Origin of the sequence: Algoriphagus resistens, assembly GCF_001442615.1 — a bacterium.
Taxonomy (GTDB): Bacteria; Bacteroidota; Bacteroidia; order Cytophagales; family Cyclobacteriaceae; genus Algoriphagus; species Algoriphagus resistens.
In genome coordinates this window covers 120786-136858 of sequence record NZ_LMXN01000017.1, presented here as the reverse complement: position 1 = coordinate 136858, position 16073 = coordinate 120786, and the positions used below count along the sequence as shown (strand labels likewise).

At 41.5% G+C, this 16073-nt stretch carries 13 protein-coding genes; 6 read left to right on the top strand and 7 right to left on the bottom strand.

The annotated features are described in order from the left end of the window. Positions 1-206 precede the first annotated feature (206 nt). From AS141_RS23135 to AS141_RS23125, 3 genes are all read left to right on the top strand, one after another. Entirely contained in the window at positions 207-659 is a 453-nt protein-coding gene (locus AS141_RS23135; RefSeq protein ID WP_057940084.1) for a carboxymuconolactone decarboxylase family protein, read from the top strand. A gap of 24 nt (positions 660-683) precedes the next feature. Then, entirely contained in the window at positions 684-1037 is a 354-nt protein-coding gene (locus AS141_RS23130) for a YciI family protein (protein ID WP_057940083.1), read from the top strand. 79 nt (positions 1038-1116) lie between these two features. Continuing rightward, the gene (locus AS141_RS23125; protein ID WP_057940082.1) at positions 1117-2358 is read left to right on the top strand and encodes an RNA polymerase sigma factor; all 1242 of its coding nucleotides are present in this window, start codon (positions 1117-1119) and stop codon (positions 2356-2358) included. 109 nt (positions 2359-2467) lie between these two features. Here the strand turns inward: AS141_RS23125 and AS141_RS23120 are convergent, their stop codons facing one another. Then, positions 2468-3049 (bottom strand): uracil-DNA glycosylase family protein, encoded by a 582-nt coding sequence (locus tag AS141_RS23120; RefSeq protein ID WP_057940081.1) that lies wholly within the window; start codon positions 3047-3049, stop codon positions 2468-2470. 219 nt (positions 3050-3268) lie between these two features. Here AS141_RS23120 and AS141_RS23115 point away from each other — a divergent pair, with 219 nt between their 5' ends. Continuing rightward, positions 3269-3853, top strand: coding sequence for a DUF4136 domain-containing protein (locus AS141_RS23115; RefSeq protein ID WP_057940080.1), 585 nt, complete (start codon positions 3269-3271; stop codon positions 3851-3853). 215 nt (positions 3854-4068) lie between these two features. Beyond that, positions 4069-4917, top strand: coding sequence for an OmpA/MotB family protein (locus AS141_RS23110; RefSeq protein WP_057940079.1), 849 nt, complete (start codon positions 4069-4071; stop codon positions 4915-4917). Positions 4918-5110: 193 nt separating this feature from the next. On the opposite strand, the gene AS141_RS23105 is transcribed toward AS141_RS23110, so the two are convergent. The 4 genes from AS141_RS23105 to AS141_RS23090 form a co-directional block, all read right to left on the bottom strand. Beyond that, entirely contained in the window at positions 5111-6460 is a 1350-nt protein-coding gene (locus AS141_RS23105; protein ID WP_057940091.1) for a TolC family protein, read from the bottom strand. Continuing rightward, positions 6438-7121, bottom strand: a complete 684-nt coding sequence (locus AS141_RS23100; RefSeq protein WP_057940078.1) for an ABC transporter ATP-binding protein — start codon at positions 7119-7121, stop codon at positions 6438-6440. The genes AS141_RS23105 and AS141_RS23100 overlap by 23 nt, the downstream gene beginning before the upstream one ends. A gap of 329 nt (positions 7122-7450) precedes the next feature. Further along, the gene (locus AS141_RS23095; protein ID WP_057940077.1) at positions 7451-8800 is read right to left on the bottom strand and encodes a Gfo/Idh/MocA family protein; all 1350 of its coding nucleotides are present in this window, start codon (positions 8798-8800) and stop codon (positions 7451-7453) included. A 23-nt stretch (positions 8801-8823) separates the two neighbouring features. Beyond that, positions 8824-9492 (bottom strand): 3-keto-disaccharide hydrolase, encoded by a 669-nt coding sequence (locus AS141_RS23090; RefSeq protein WP_082632395.1) that lies wholly within the window; start codon positions 9490-9492, stop codon positions 8824-8826. A 418-nt stretch (positions 9493-9910) separates the two neighbouring features. On the opposite strand from AS141_RS23090, the gene AS141_RS23085 reads away from it, so the two are divergent. Next, the gene (locus AS141_RS23085) at positions 9911-10975 is read left to right on the top strand and encodes a PA0069 family radical SAM protein (RefSeq protein WP_057940076.1); all 1065 of its coding nucleotides are present in this window, start codon (positions 9911-9913) and stop codon (positions 10973-10975) included. A gap of 26 nt (positions 10976-11001) precedes the next feature. On the opposite strand, the gene AS141_RS23080 is transcribed toward AS141_RS23085, so the two are convergent. Together AS141_RS23080 and AS141_RS23075 are read right to left on the bottom strand one after the other, a co-directional pair. Beyond that, positions 11002-13419, bottom strand: coding sequence for an ABC transporter permease (locus AS141_RS23080; RefSeq protein ID WP_057940075.1), 2418 nt, complete (start codon positions 13417-13419; stop codon positions 11002-11004). Positions 13420-13557: 138 nt separating this feature from the next. Further along, a complete protein-coding gene (locus AS141_RS23075; protein WP_057940074.1) occupies positions 13558-16002 on the bottom strand; it encodes an ABC transporter permease in 2445 nt (814 codons plus the stop codon). Between the last annotated feature and the right edge of the window lie 71 nt (positions 16003-16073).

Here is a 16073-nt window from a genome sequence, read left to right as displayed (position 1 = left end):
CCCCCGAAGCCCAACCCATCGGCTCTGTTCCGGGGGTGGGTAATTCACTGATAAAACCCAGTGCTACTTCAGTTTCCTCAGTAACTTAATAAGCTGCCTATGGGAACTGCTCTAAAGCTTTCAGAAAAAACTATAAAAAATCTCACTTTTGTCCAGATTCGGAAATATGATTGTCATAGAGGTATAACAATCAAAATTCTAACATCATGGAAAAGCGAATTAATTTATTTGAAAAAGCAATAGATGGCCTAAAACCAATCTATGCAATGGGAGCCTATCTGAAAAAATCAAGTATTGAAAAATCCTTGCAAGAACTGCTTGTCTTCAGAGTATCTCAAATTAACGGATGTGCCTTTTGCTTGGATATGCATTCTAAAGATGCCCGGGCAGCAGGGGAAACAGAGCAGCGACTGTATGGATTAAGTGCATGGAGAGAAACTCCTTACTATACCGATCGCGAAAGAGCCGCCTTGGCCTGGGCAGAAGCAATCACCGCTTCCAAAGTCAGCGATGAAGTCTATGCGAAGGTAAGTGGACATTTCACCGAAGAGGAATTGATCGATCTCACATTGATTGCTACTTCCATCAACACCTGGAACCGGTTGCAATCAGCTTTTCCCGTAAAAGCAGGCTCTTATACAGTAGGCCAATTCGGTTGATTCAGTAACTTTAAAAAAAATACTATGGAAGAGTTCTTATTGATATTCAGAAGAGATTTCAACTCCAAGGAAAGCCAGCCGTCTGCTGAAGGTTTGCAAAACCATTTGAAACAATGGCAGGATTGGTTTGCAGAATTATCCGCACAAGACAAACTTTCCCGTCCGATTCAGCGGTGGGACAGAGAAGGAAAAGTAGTGAAATCAAAGAATCAGATTCTTAATGGCCCGTACGTTGAGATCAAGGAAGCTATTGGAGGCATGATATTCATCAAAGCCTCCAGCTATGATGAAGCTGCAGAGATAGCCAATGGATGTCCTATCTTGGAACTCGGTGGAAATGTAGAGATCAGAAAAGCAGAAATGCCAGCAGATCATTGACAGAAGAGGGAAAAGTGATCGAGAAAAATCGCTTTTCCCTTCTAATTTTATAGAAAACTTTATTGTGTAGCCCCAAAGCATGTCGGAAAAAGAAGAATTACTCCCTCACCTATTCCGCAAAGAATACCAGAAGATCGTTTCAGTCTTAATCAATCTCTTTGGTATAGCCCATGTGGAAGTGGCGGAAGATATCGTCAGTGACACTTTTCTATCTGCTACAGAAAACTGGAGCCATCATGGTTTGCCGGACAATCCAACCGCTTGGCTTTATACCGTAGCCAAAAACAAGACAAAAAACCAGCTGAAGCGGAATCAATTATTTGAAGCAAAGCTCGTCCCACAAATCAAAATAGATTCTTCACTGAGCGAGGAACTTGAGTTGGATCTGTCCTATCAAAATATCTCCGATAGTCAGCTAGCAATGATTTTCGCAGTATGCAACCCCATCATTTCGTCTGAATCCCAGATCGCATTAGCCCTAAATTTACTTTGTGGCTTTGGCGCACAGGAAATCGCAGATGCTTTTGTTACCAATAAAGAGGTCATATATAAGCGGATAAAAAGAGCTAAAGAAACCCTGAAAGAAGCTGATCTCCCGATTTCCCAACCGAGTATATCAGAAATCGCTGAAAGATTGGAAACTGTCCTGACTACACTATATCTTTTGTTCTCGGAAGGTTATTATTCCACTTCACAGCAAACCAACCTCAGAAAGGACTTTTGTATGGAAGCAATGCGACTGAATTACATGCTTATCCAAAATGCAGCCACAAATTCTCCAAAGGTAAATGCATTGATGGCACTCATGTGTTTTCACTCTTCCCGCTTTGATGCCCGAACCGACAAGCTGGGAGAAAGTGTACTATACCATGAACAAGATGAAAATCTTTGGAACCAAGAGCTTATCGAACGGGGAAATTACTTTCTCAACAATGCTGCGACAGGGAACCATCTTTCAAAATATCATTTGGAAGCGGGAATAGCAGCCTGGCATACCCAAAAGGAAGATACCCCAGCTAAATGGGAACAAATCCTGCAAAGCTATGATCATTTGCTTCAGTTGGAATATTCCCCGATAGCCGCCCTCAATAGAGTCTACGCACTTTCCAAAGTATCCGGAGCAAATCATGCTATCGAAGAAGCTGAAAAACTAAATCTCAGGGATAATCAGTTCTATTTTTCACTTTTGGGCAAACTCTATGCTGCTGTAGATGCTAAAGTGGCTCTTGCGCACTATCAAACTGCCCTCGGGTTAGCTCGCACCGAAACAGATCAACTGCTGATCAGACGAAATATAGAAAGTCTCCATACTCAATTATGAAGTAAAGATATATTAGCTAATTGCCGCTAATTAGCCAAAACCCATTGGCAATTTGATTAAAACAGGTAGCAAAAGGACTTCGATTTTCCAGCTATCTACCATCCTATCCTTAGCGCAAAAATGGCGCAACAATCGTTCTCAACATAGGTACTACCTGCTCTTCAAACCAAGGGTTTCTCCTCCTCCACATAAGATTGCGGGGTGAGGGATGGACAAGCGGCATAAATTCCGGTAGGTATATTTCATAATTCCTTACCGTCTCTGTGAGGGTTTTCTTCCGGCTATTTTTCAGGTAATAGTTCTGGGAATATTGCCCTATAAGCAAAGTCAGTTGTACTTCCGGCATCGCCGCACGCATCCGCTCATGCCAAGTAGGTGCACATTCTGGCCGAGGTGGCATATCTCCACCCTTCCCTCTTCCCGGATAGCAAAATCCCATAGGCATAATTCCAAAAATCTTCGGGTTATAAAACTGCGCTCTATCCACACCAAGCCATCGCCTAAGTTCATTTCCACTGGCATCGTTCCAGGGAATTCCAGTGGCATGCACCTTAGTCCCCGGAGCCTGGCCAATGACCAGAACTTTACTTTCAGGGTGAATAGAAAAAACCGGAAGTGGACCGAGAGGCAAAGCTGCTTTGCAAATTGTACATACTTGTGCTTCAGCCACTAACCCATCAAATTTATCCATCAGCCTACATTTTGATCAATTTCATACTTATTTTCTATTAGATAAAAAAGTAATGTGATATCATTCTACTTATTATGTTCATTTTATAGTAAATTAAAGGGCTACTGATTTGAACTTCAAGGTATTAGTTCAAATATTTGTATGTTAATTTTAGTTAATCCGTCTGTTACCATTCATACGTATCTATAAAACACAATCAACCACTCAATCCGAAATACTATGAAAAGTAAATACATCCCATTATTTCTGGTTATTTTTAGTTGCGTTGGATGCTTTTCTTCCAAAGACTATATAACCGATTACGACTATAATTATCAAGCTTCATTCAAAAGATACAAAACCTTTGCTTTTGTAGTTCCCACGGAAAGAGACACCAGTATGATTTCACCTGTTTTAAGCGCTACTATTGGAGCAAGGCTGGGTTCGCAAGGCTTCAGAGAACAGGAAACCAAACCGGATTTATTGGTCAGTTATAAAATCTTCATGGACTCGATCAGATACCGCGGTTACGTCCAGCCAGAATTTGACTATTGGCTAAAGCGGGTGGGAACCGTGCCTGAGACAGATGAGGGTGAACTGGACAAAGAACAGGAAAAAGATGAAACTTATAATCAGGTAAGATATAGTGAAAACCAGGGAATGCTGGTGATCTATGTAATTGATAGCAAAAGAGGGAATACAATATGGCAGGGGTATACTGCTGCGAATTTCAATTATGACGACCCAAACTTCCAATCAGACATAACCAGGGCTGCCTATAGAGTGATGAATGAATTCAAAGTCCTCAATAGACAATTGGAATAAAGACCGATTGATGCGTATCTGAATAAACAACTTGTGTAGGTATTCCACAGTTTTTTGAAGCAGCCCCAAAATCTAATTGGGACTGCTTTTTTTCGTAAAACATAGTCCAGTTCTCTCCATTTACTCCTTTTGGATACTTTTAGCCGAAAGATCAATCTGTTTTCAGTTGTGGCAATCGCTTTGAAATAGGTGACACATATACAAAGAAATCAATTATGAAAAAATCACTTATTGTTACCGGACTGTTAAGCGCCACTGTGATGGTGTCATGTGTTTCAAAGAAAAAATACACAGAACTAGAAGGCAATCTTTTTAAAACCCAAACAGAACTGGCCACTACTGAGAAAGAAAAAGCGGAGTTGGAGGAGCAAATGCAAATCATCGAGAATAGAGTAGCGGAATACAATGCAAGAATTAATTCTCTCCGTGATACTAACGATGCATTGACTTTGCAAAATGATGGTATGCTAAGCCTTGAAGGTGCGACTGTAATGTCTAAAAATTCCAAAGAAAAAATGAAGCAGACTTTAGCCAGTGTAGATCCAGACAAATTGGCTCAAGCACAAACTTTGGAAGATTCTGTCAATTTAGCTGTGGAGTATAATTTGAAGAAAAACATTACTGAAACGACTGTTGACGGTGAAGAAGATGATGTAAATATCAGTATTGACCAGACAGTAGTAATGATTTCTGTGTCTGACAAACTTCTTTTCAATACAGGTAGCTATAGAATCAATTCTAAAGCAGATCCTCTTTTGGCAAAACTTGCAGAAGTGATCAATGCAGAACCAAGCTTACAGGTTATGATCGAGGGACATACAGATCCAAGAACAATCTCCACTGGTGTAGTACAGGACAACTGGGATCTTTCGGTGAAAAGAGCGACAAGTATTGTAAGAAAACTTCAGGAGGAATATAATGTAGCTCCTGAGAAAATGATCGCTGCCGGTAGAGCTAGCTATATGCCACTGGTGGACAATGACACTCCTGAAAATATGGCGATTAACAGAAGAACAAGAATCGTATTGATACCTGATCTGGACATGTTCTTCGCAATGCTTTAAAACATAAAAACCACCAATTACTTTAACCACCACAACCGGAAAGCAGGCTCTAGAGCCTGCTTTTTTAGTTTCTTACCAATTTAAAACTTTTCCCAGAGCGCAGAACTTTTTAGCATCCTGATTTTCAGAACTCTTTGAAAAACCCTAAAAACTATGTACCCATATGGTTATAGGATTAAAAACAACCCAAACACTACTCTAAAACCTCCAGCGTACCCAGGGCGTGCTGCATCAATACATCCTGAAAAAACAGTGTATAGATCGCCTGCGCCTGATCAGCTTGGGCGCTTACCAGTTGCTGATTAGCAGTAGCTAGGTCCACAAAATTGGAAATACCCAACCGAAAACGCTCAGAAATCGCATTTTTTGCTTCTTCCGCTGCCATTACCTGAACACCGGTATTTGATTGCTTTCTTACTGCCGCCATGTAGTTGAGGTAAGCCAGTTTTACATCCTGATAGATTTTCCTGTCAATTGATTCCTTCTGCAGAATCTGATTTTTGTAAGCAACACGGCTCATACTTACACTGAGTTTATTCTGAAAATTATTAAAAATGGGAATAGTGAGACTAAGTCCAAGTGAATTCTGTGGATATACTTTAAAGAGTTGATCCTGAACAGTCCTATCATCCAAAGATGTAAAGAAGGTATTGTAGTTATAAAAAGCGCCAAGCCTCGGGTAATACATCGCTTTGATAGCCTGCATGTCTTTCTTATAGGAATCAACCAAAAGATCCTGCTGCACACCATCAGCACGGTTTGCCTCCGCTATATCGTACAAATCCTGCATACTCATTCCCTCAAATCTCAATTCTTCAGTCCTCGGATCAACGGATTCCAACACAGGTACCACTCCCGGCTCAAGCTGCAAATATTCCGATAAATCCCACACATCATTCTGATATTGGAGCTCAGCATCTACCAACACAGATTCCAATCTTGCAACTTCCGATTGCTGATTGTACTTGTCTGAAAGTGTGCGGAGTCCAGCATCTACAAAACCTTCAATTTGTCTCAATGTCTCTTTTTGGTTTTCCAGATTCTCAGTGGATATCCTTATCAGCTCCTTATCCAAAAGCACTTGAAGATATCTTCTTGCCACATCAAACACAACCTGCTGTGATGCTCTGTCCAGTCCTTTTTCTCCAGCTTCATAAGCAAGTTTTGCAGATTGGGTATCCAAGATTCTTCTGCCGGAATTGAAAATCGGCATATTCAAGCTCAGTCCGGCATTAACAACTTCATTTGTCACACTAGTCACCACTATTTCTCCTTCAATTTGCTGCGTTTGCTGCCCTTTTTGTTGGGAAAACGAACTGTTGATATTCGCATTTGGAAAGTGAGACAGAAGTGCCGACTGCTTTTGAAGCTTTAGCACTTCCATGTTGTTCGAAAGCATTTGGTAATCTACGTTTGCAGCCAAAGCCAGATCCACCGCTTCCCGAAAGTTAATTTTCAATGTATCCTGAGCCCGAACAGTACCTGCAAACAGTACTGCTAAAAGGAGGATTAAACTCTTTCTATGCATGGACAATCGCTTCATCTTTTTCAATTTTACCATCCAGCATATCGATTAACCGCGTACCATAATCCGCATTTTCCCTTGCATGGGTTGCTTGGATAATGGTTGTCCCCTCTCGGTGCAATTCTTGAAAGACCTCCATGATTTCCTTTGCCTGACCGGAATGAAGATTACCTGTTGGTTCGTCTGCAAGAAGTACCCGCGGCTTTCCTGCCACCGCCCTTGCTATACCGACTAATTGTTGCTGTCCACCTGACAGCTGGGCAGGAAAAAGATCCTTTTTGGCTACCATATTGAATCTGTCCAGAAGGTTTGCGATGATACTCTTTCGTTCATTGGAAGATACATTTCTATACAAAAGCGGTGTCTCAATATTTTCATACACCGTCAGCTCATCTATCAGATGGTAAGCTTGAAAAATGTACCCAAATTCGCTCTTGTGCAAGGCTGCCCGTTCGCGTTCCTTCATTTTTTTAATATTCCTATCTCCGAAAAAATAAGCCCCATCATAATCTTCGTCCAATAAACCGAGGATGTTCAGTAGCGTGGATTTCCCTGCACCACTTGGCCCCATGAGTGTAATAAACTCCCCTTCGTCTATCGTGAGATCTATTCCTTTAAGAATAAATACGCGTTGAAATCGTGATTCAATGTACTTATCTACGTCTTTTAATTGTATCATTAATGTGTTGGAAGATTGTAAAATTGAAATATTGAAGTAGTAAAGATTTAAAGATTATACGACAGTTATACATTGAAGTCCAATTTAGAAACCCAAAACCTCCAATCTGTGTTCCTACTACTCTTTTCCACTTTTATGCCATAAAAAAATACCCCTGAATAAACTCCAGAGGCATTTTTATACTTTTAACACATCTACTATCTCGAACATTTTTGTCCGCCAGCGAACAAAAACAATAGCCAATTCTCATGAATCAATAATCAAATCCATATTCCTGTTTCATGAATCTAGACTCAGTATTCTTGAAGTCTTGAGACCAGTCACTATAATTAAAACTTACGATACTTCCCTTTCAAAAACTTATTTGCTTTCTTCTCAGCAAACTTCGCCTTTTTACTATTCCAGTGCAGTGTCTCGTTAGGGAATCTACCGGCAATCACACCCAGTAGAATGGTCTCCGTCAATCGTGATGCGTAGGAGAACGGCGCGGTTGTTTCCCCTTTCCCCAGACAGGCATCTACAAACTGGTGGTAATGCTTCTTGCTTTCCGAATCGTAATCTTTCACAGGTTTGCCCAGATTGAATGATTCTATATCCATTTCCACATACTTACCATCCACAATCTTTCTGGGCAACTGCTGGAAGTGCGGCAGTAACAGCCTCCCATTTTCTCCCATAAACATAGCACCTTGATCAGGAAGCTCATCTCCATTTGGCAATATCAAATCCTCGTGTGCTTCAGGTGCTCCGATTCCATCATACCACACCCATTTCAATGTTTCTGCGGTGTGCTTTGTGCCGGGGAATTCGTACGTAACTACATTGTTCGCAGGAAATCCAAATCCTGTAGGTTCCCGGCATTCATTGATAATGGTTCTTGGAACATCGAGTTCTAGTGCATTATATGGCGTGTCAAAAATATGCACCCCCATGTCACCAAGTGTACCGCAGCCATAATCCATTATTTTCCTCCAATTACCCGGATGATAAAAACCTTCCTTGTATGGACGCTCCGGGGCAGTTCCCTGCCAGAGATTCCAATCTAGATTGGCAGGAACAGGATCAGAACCCTCAGGTTCAGGCCCATCGTAACCCCAGTCTTTTGGTGACCAAGCCCGAACGGTATGCACCTTTCCGATGATGCCCGACTGTATCAATAAAGTAGCTAACTTGTAATCGTAAAAAGAGTGAACCTGAATCCCCATCTGCGTTACCAAATTCTTCTCGGTAGCCAACTTATTCATGGCCCTGGCTTCACTCACATGGTGAGTAAGGGGTTTTTGGCAATAAACTGGTTTATTTAATTCCATTGCCATCATTGAGGCCGGTGCATGGGTATGATCAGGAGTAGAGACGATCACCGCATCTATCTCATTGGACATTTCCTTCAGCAGTATGCGATAGTCAGTATAAGTCTTTGCATTGGGATGAAGTGTTTTTGCTTTGGCCATCATCTCCGTATCCACATCACAAAGTGCTACTACGTCCACTTGTCCATGAGAAGAAATGGCATCCAAATCAGCCATGCCCATCATTCCAAGACCAATATGTGCCGTCCTTAAACGTTCGCCTGCATTTAATCTAGCTAAAAGTGAAGGAGCCAAGGCAGCGCCCAATAATCCTAAACCACTCTTTTTGACAAAGTCTCTACGGTCAATACTTTCAATGTTCTTACTCATGTTTCAGTGAATTTATTACAAGGTTATTTTAATTCTTTAATTCTGATATTCTTAAATCGGACCACATCCCCATGTCCCAAAAAACCAATATGGCCTGAACTACGCGCTAACCCAGGGTGCTCTTTGTGATCTAATGTACCGTTTTTGCTTGCTTCTAAATAGTCTCCATCTAAGATGGTCTCTCCATTCAGAATGATTTTGATATGGGGATGATTCACGGTTACTTCTTGAGAATTCCACTCCCCTACAGGCTTCAAAAATCCTCGCTTCGCCGGTATCACGCCATATACAGAACCATGGTATTGATACACCTCAAGGTTGGCAAATTTATCTGCTGTGTTGTCCAATATCTGAAGTTCCTTACCAACGTAAGCCGCATCTCCTGTAAGCGGTGCATGAATGCCCAGACCATTGTTGGCGCCTGGTGTCAATTGAAATTCGAATTGAAAAACAAAATCTCCATACTCTTTTTCTGTGTATAAATTTCCTCCGCCAGAACCTTTTGGATCTATGATGATCATCCCATCTTCTGCTCGATAGGAAGTCTTATTGCCTACCCATCCATCAAGGTTCTTGCCGTTGAATAGTTCGACAAACCCGTCGCTCGAGTTGTTTTTTTGTGAACTACATGAGGCAGAAAGCAATGCCAAAGCAAAATACGTAAACAGTAAAACAGAATTACATTTGGTCATCAGAGATTATTTAAAGCGTTTATGGTATTCAACATTTAAAACAGGAATGCAATTTAAGGTTTCATCTCAATTTTGGGATAAAAAACTTAATTAAAAATTTTATTTACTTCTGAGGTAATTTATTGATTTTTTTGGGAAAGATATTACTTCAATCTGCGAAAAGTATTCGCTTTCAACGAAAAATCATGAACATACATCTATAGCTCGAAGGATTCTAAAATGAGCGCAGTCCGTTGGCAATTTTGGACTGAAATGCACTCAGACCCGAAACAGTTATGTGATGATCAATCCTTTGGCACTTATTTAAAGATTACTCACCAAGCAGCAATCACAAATTTTCTTTATAATCCAGACACCTTCCGTCAGTATCATTTTTCATTCTTTTTCGTTTCCTAAACTGCCGGTATATTGAAATCAAATGGAGAAGAACGAAGCAGAAAGCTATTTCAAAGGGCGTGGGTCCCAGATTAAGACGGACAACAAATTCCTCAGATACCGCTATGTCAACGAGCATATTGAGGGACTCGACGAACCTTTAATCCAGTCGCCACAGACCAAAGTCTATCAGGAACATTCGAAAACAATCGTCAACAAAATCGAAAGCCCGGACTTGGGTTTGATGTATTCCCTTAACCCGTATCAGGGTTGTGAACACGGATGCAGCTATTGTTATGCAAGAAATACGCATGAATATTATGGATTTGATGCAGGACTTGACTTCGAAAGTAAAATTATAGTTAAAGCAAATGCAGCTCAGCTTCTGGAAAAGTTGTTTCACAAAGCAAGCTGGAAACCTGTCCCGATCAGTGTTTCGGGAAATACAGATTGTTATCAGCCGCTAGAGCGAAAGATGGAACTGACCAGAAGTCTACTGAAAGTATTTGCCCGCTACCGTCATCCCGTAGGAATGATTACTAAAAACAGCCTGATTTTACGCGATTTAGACCTGCTTCAAGATCTGGCTGCGGATAAATTAGTCAACGTTTTTATTTCCATTACTTCACTCGACGAAAATATAAGACGTAGGATGGAACCCCGCACAGCCAGTGCTATCAAGCGGTTAAAGACCATAGAAGAGCTTTCAAAAGCAGGTGTACCTGTAGGAGTCATGTGCGCTCCGATTATCCCTGGTCTCACCGATCATGAAACTCCCGCAATACTCAAAGCTGCTTCGGATCACGGAGCGCTTTCGGCCGGAATGACTGTAGTACGCCTCAATGGAAGTATAGGACCTGTTTTTGAAGATTGGATTCATAAAAACTTTCCTGACAGAGCCCCTAAAGTACTAGATCAAATCTGCTCTATGCACGGCGGTCAACTCAATGATTCGCAGTTTGGAAGACGCATGCGGGGTGAGGGCAAAGTAGCCGAGATGATCAACCTGTTATTTTCAGCATCAAAGAAGAAGTATTTTGCCGGCAAGACTATGCCAGAATTCAACCCTAGTAAGTTTAGAAAAGGCGGGAATTTGAATTTGTTTTAACAATCCAAAATCAAAAATCTTTCCACTCACTCACTCTTCAGCACCTTAGCAGGGTTTGTCTGCGAAGCCACATAAGAGTGAATACCCACGATAAGCATACAAATTACCATCACTCCCAGCCCCGCTGCAACAAATATCAAATAAGGCATTTCTACTCTTGTATTGAAGCCATTTAACCAGTCATTTAGGAAATAATAGGCAGGGAATACAGCGATTAGAAATGAAACGCCAACCAACATCATATATTCTTTGGAGATCAGAAAGAGAATCTGTTGTAAAGTTGCTCCCAAGACTTTCCTTATACTTATCTCTTTGGTCCGCTGGGCAATCGTGAAACTGGAAAGACCAAACAAGCCGAGACAGGATATCAAAATCGCAAGCGCACAGGCAAATCCCAAGACATTTTTGATTTTCACATCTTCCTGATAGAATCGATCGATCTGCGTATCCAAAAAGCTAAAAGACTCTGATTCGTAGGGATAAATACTCAGGTAAATTTTCTCCAATTTCTCCTTTGCCGCAGCCAGGTTTTGATCTGAATTCAACTTAACATTCACCGTTTGAAAATATTGTGGATTATAGGTTAAAAGCAATGGGCGAATTCCCTCTCTAAGTGTCCTGGAATGGAAATCAGCAATCACTCCTATGATTTTCCGTTGCTCCCCGCTATATTCTATCTCTATTCCCACAGCATCTTCAGCACTTGCGAAACCAGCTTCTTTCACAAATTGCTCATTGACCAATAGTTCATCTTTTCGATCTATCCCATCCGAGCCTGCTATCAGCGGAATACCATTTACACGTACAAAGGCCGAATCCACATTCATCACCTGTATATATATCTCCTTTTCAGCTGAGTCCACAGGCACTTTGGCATCAGATGTCCAAAGACTCGTAGAGGATACCAAACTACCGCTCAAACTCGCACTTTCCACCATTGCCTCCTGGTTAAAGCGATCCTGAAGCTGAAGCATTTTAGCAGGATCCGACATGAACGGAAGAGAGGCGTACATTACTGCTTCCTTATCAAACCCCAACGGCTGACTGGTCACATACTTCAGCTGATAGTTCAGTACCAAAACCAGAATAATAAAAGCAATAGAAGATGACAGTTGAATCACTGTCAGGTTCTTTCTCAGAAAAACTCCTACAGAAAAACTACCACTCTTGATCAATTCTCCCTTCAAGGCCCGCTGAGGGTCATAGTTAGAAAGAATCACAGCAGGATAAATCCCGGCAATCATAGAGATCAAAACAGGGAACCCAACATAGAAAAGAATGTTGTAAAAAGTAAAGTATTCTATACTGAAATTCTTCGGAAGATAGGCTGCAAATAGCATTTTAATTCCTTCTACAAATACCATAGCCAAGATAGTGCTAAACAAGACGATCAATAATGTCTCTGCAAGAAATTGAGTAATCAACTGCAAGCGGGTTCCTCCTATTGTTTTTCTGATGCCCATTTCTTTGGATCTACTTATCGCCTGTGCAGTTTCAAGGTTTACAAAATTCAATACTGCAAGCACAAGAATGATCAAACCTATTAGAATCAACCCTTTCAGGAAAACTTTGGAAACGTTGTCATAGGAATAATTCTCTCCAAAATGCATTTCGGATAGTGGTTCTGTAAAAAAACTTGTGCCATATCCGCTATCCTCTTTAGCCTCCATGTTTTTTGCAATAAGCGGTTCAAAGGCCTTATCTACGGACTCCTGGGATACCCCTGAAGCTAGTTTCACGAAAAGCTGACTGCTTGAATTGACCGATGTCCAGTCATGCAAACCATACCATTCTATTTGCTCCTGTGTCCGAATTGTGCTAAAAGAGATGAAATCAGTGAAAATAAAGTCCGAGTTTTTGGTATAGTCAGCAACTACACCTGAAACTTTGGCATAAATAGAATCTGAATCTGCAAACATTAACTCCTGTCCCAGCACATCTGATGCTTGAGAACCAGGAAAATACTTATGCAAGCTCTCTTCTGTGATCACCAGTGATTCAGGTTGGAGCAAAGCAGTTTCAGGATTCCCTGCTAGCCACTCCCTTGGAAAAATTTTAAAGAATCCATTATCTGCAAAAGTAACCTTATCCGATCTGCCAAAAACTTTACCAGAGGAAGGCAAGGCAACTAAGGTCTGCTCCATAGTATAAAGTCTTCCTTTTTCCTGAATACCGATGACTTCCTCACCAATAATCTCTCCCAGAGGCCCTGGAGTCCCTGAATTTGGAAAAATTCCCTCATTGCCCCAGTCTGTCAGGGTGTTTATTCGGTATATTCTCTCCTTATCCGGATGGAATTTGTCAAAGCTGTATGAATGCATCACCACATTGAAGATCAGAAAGCAGATCGCTACGCCAATCGAAAGACCCAAAAAATGGATGCTCGTCCTTAGCTTATTTCGTTTTAGGTTTCTAAAGGCTATTTTAAAGTAGTTCTTTAGCATTTTGTTAGAATTAGAAAATTGGAAGTTTGCAAGATTCTAAAATTGTGATCCAAAATAAATTTGATTCTCAGTTTTTGATTCTCAGTTTTTGATTCTTAGCTCTAAAATCATGATTCTTGATACACTCTACCCGATACGCTACTCATCCTTCAGCGTCTTCACCGGATTCATGTGGGTAGCCTTATAAGACTGAGCCGAAACAACCACTAGCGTAAATGCTATTCCAGCAAATCCCAATAAGGTAAAGTTGACCCAAGAGGGCCACGCTTTCACCGAAAACTGCTCAATCCATCCCTGCATAAAATACAGGCTCAACGGTAAAGCCACCAGTACCCCTACGCATGTAATGAGTAGGAATTCCTTATTGAACATCCAGGAAATGCTCCAGCTGGAAGCTCCCAGCACCTTCCTGATTCCGATTTCCTTGGTTCGCCCAGCTATACTTAGTGCTGCCATGGCAAATAACCCCATTGCCGCAATCAGGATAGCAATACAAGCGGCCAATAACACCATTTTTCCAAGCCGCTCATCAGCTACATATTGCTTTTGTACGGTTTCATCCAAGAAACTAAAGCTAAAAGTCTCCAGAGGAAATACTCGCTCCCACTCATTCTCCAGCAATGTCCGGAAGGCTTCGAAGTCAGTTCCATTGCCTTTCACCATCACTTTAGGATTGGTAGCAGAATGGATCATCAACATATTGATACCACTGAATACGGTCTCCGGGCTTTTCGCCAGGATTATAGGCTCTATTTCCTTGTACAATGAATTATGATTAAAATCCTTTACCACACCCACGATTTCATGGTTGCCTATTTTATTGCTAGGTAATAATTCACCCAATGGGTCTAGCCAGTTCATCGCTTTGGCAAACGTCTCATTGATCAAAACCGCACTGCTGTCTGATCCAGGCTGTGGATTAAGATCACGTCCTTTCGCCATCTCCAACCCCAGGGTTTTCACATAATCCCCTCCTACAAAATTCAATCGGAAATTAAATTGCTTGCCATCTTCGGTCGGGAATCCTCCATCCCAAAATGCATCGTCTCCGTAGGTGGCAATGGTGATTCCTGCAGATTGCACTTCCGATCTGCCTTCTAAAGCTTGGCGGTACTTTTCTGCCTGCGCAAAGCCTGCATTTATTGACTTTACAAAACTAGTACTCGGCACATCTGGCACATCGACCAGTATGACCATATTTTGGTCAAAACCCAAGTCATAATCTCGAATTGCCTCCATCTGTTTGACCATGATCAGGGTTGAGGCAATCAACAAAAAGGAAATGAAAAACTGAAATGCCACCAACCCCTTTCGCAAAGCCTGCTTTCCAAAACGTATCGAAAGATTTCCCTTCAGCACTTTAATAGGCTTCAGGCTGGACATGAAAAAGGCCGGATAGGCACCTGCCATAGCCGTGATCAAAACCACCAAACTAACTAATATCAAGAGTTGGGTAGTACCATAAACCAGATCAAGTTGCTTATCAAACAGATTATTAAAAGTAGGAAGGAGGGCTTCTGCCAAAATCAATCCTAACACCAATGCTACGATAGTGGTCAGAAATGCTTCTGTCAAAAACTGGAAAACCAATTGCCCAAAATCTGCTCCCATAGTCTTACGAACACCCACTTCTTTGGCGCGTGTGGTAGATCTTCCTATCGCCATAGTAGTGAAATTGATGCAGGCAATCAACAGAATCAAAAATGCAATCCCTGCCAATATCCAAAGCAGCGATGGACGGGTCGATTCTATCATTCCAGGATCAGAGCTCTCTGTCAGGTGCATTTCCGCTATAGGCTGTAGGGTAAATAGGTATTCACCTTTTTTATACTCCTCACCAAGCACTTTTTGCATCATTGCTTCCACACCTGCTTCCACAGCTTCCTTGGACTGCGTCTCATTGAGTTTCACATAGGTGTCGCCATAGACATTAAACCACGAATCCTGACTGTCCTTTCCCACATTGAAATCCAGATTTTCATCGTTCATCAGCACTTCAAACTGGATACTGGAATTTACTGGGAGATCTTGCAAAAGGCCTGTCACCCGATATTCCTCATAATTGTCCCCCATCAACAACCGCATAGATTTCCCGATAGGATCTGCTTCGCCAAAATATTTCTTGGCAACCTCTTCAGTGATCACCACGCCGAACTTATCCTGCAAAGCCTGATTTTTATCCCCCTGGATCAGTCTAAAACTGAAAATTTCAAGGAAATCAGGACTTACCATCAGGTATGGTTGGTTTTGGGTGGTCTGCTCATCTAGATAAGTCTGAGCCGCCCCGCCAATCATACGTGTAGTATGAGTCACTTGCGAAAACTCATTGGCAAAGGTAGGTGCAGTGATTATTGGCGTAGAGTATGAAGAACTACGCTCTCCTTCCTCAACCTGGTGTCGCTCAATCCTGAAAATCTGATCACTTTCACTATGAAAATCATCAAAGCTGCTTTCAAACTGCACAAAAAAGAAAATCAATGTACTCACGCCCAGCCCGAGTGTGAGACCGATTAAATTGATTCCTGTGTGCAATTTGTTTTTGAACAGGTTACGGATTGCGATTTTTAAGTAGTTCTTCCACATTATAAATGTTCTTAATTTTATTTTTACCACTGGATCTGCATCCTTGTTACCCCACTAAAGGTGCTAAACAC

Coding starts and splice junctions, on each gene's coding strand:
- AS141_RS23135 (WP_057940084.1), top strand. CDS start 207: ATGGAAAAGCGAATTAATTTATTTGAAAAAGCAATAGATGGCCTAAAA.
- AS141_RS23130 (WP_057940083.1), top strand. CDS start 684: ATGGAAGAGTTCTTATTGATATTCAGAAGAGATTTCAACTCCAAGGAA.
- AS141_RS23125 (WP_057940082.1), top strand. CDS start 1,117: ATGTCGGAAAAAGAAGAATTACTCCCTCACCTATTCCGCAAAGAATAC.
- AS141_RS23120 (WP_057940081.1), bottom strand. CDS start 3,049: ATGGATAAATTTGATGGGTTAGTGGCTGAAGCACAAGTATGTACAATT.
- AS141_RS23115 (WP_057940080.1), top strand. CDS start 3,269: ATGAAAAGTAAATACATCCCATTATTTCTGGTTATTTTTAGTTGCGTT.
- AS141_RS23110 (WP_057940079.1), top strand. CDS start 4,069: ATGAAAAAATCACTTATTGTTACCGGACTGTTAAGCGCCACTGTGATG.
- AS141_RS23105 (WP_057940091.1), bottom strand. CDS start 6,460: ATGAAGCGATTGTCCATGCATAGAAAGAGTTTAATCCTCCTTTTAGCA.
- AS141_RS23100 (WP_057940078.1), bottom strand. CDS start 7,121: ATGATACAATTAAAAGACGTAGATAAGTACATTGAATCACGATTTCAA.
- AS141_RS23095 (WP_057940077.1), bottom strand. CDS start 8,800: ATGAGTAAGAACATTGAAAGTATTGACCGTAGAGACTTTGTCAAAAAG.
- AS141_RS23090 (WP_082632395.1), bottom strand. CDS start 9,492: ATGACCAAATGTAATTCTGTTTTACTGTTTACGTATTTTGCTTTGGCA.
- AS141_RS23085 (WP_057940076.1), top strand. CDS start 9,911: ATGGAGAAGAACGAAGCAGAAAGCTATTTCAAAGGGCGTGGGTCCCAG.
- AS141_RS23080 (WP_057940075.1), bottom strand. CDS start 13,419: ATGCTAAAGAACTACTTTAAAATAGCCTTTAGAAACCTAAAACGAAAT.
- AS141_RS23075 (WP_057940074.1), bottom strand. CDS start 16,002: ATGTGGAAGAACTACTTAAAAATCGCAATCCGTAACCTGTTCAAAAAC.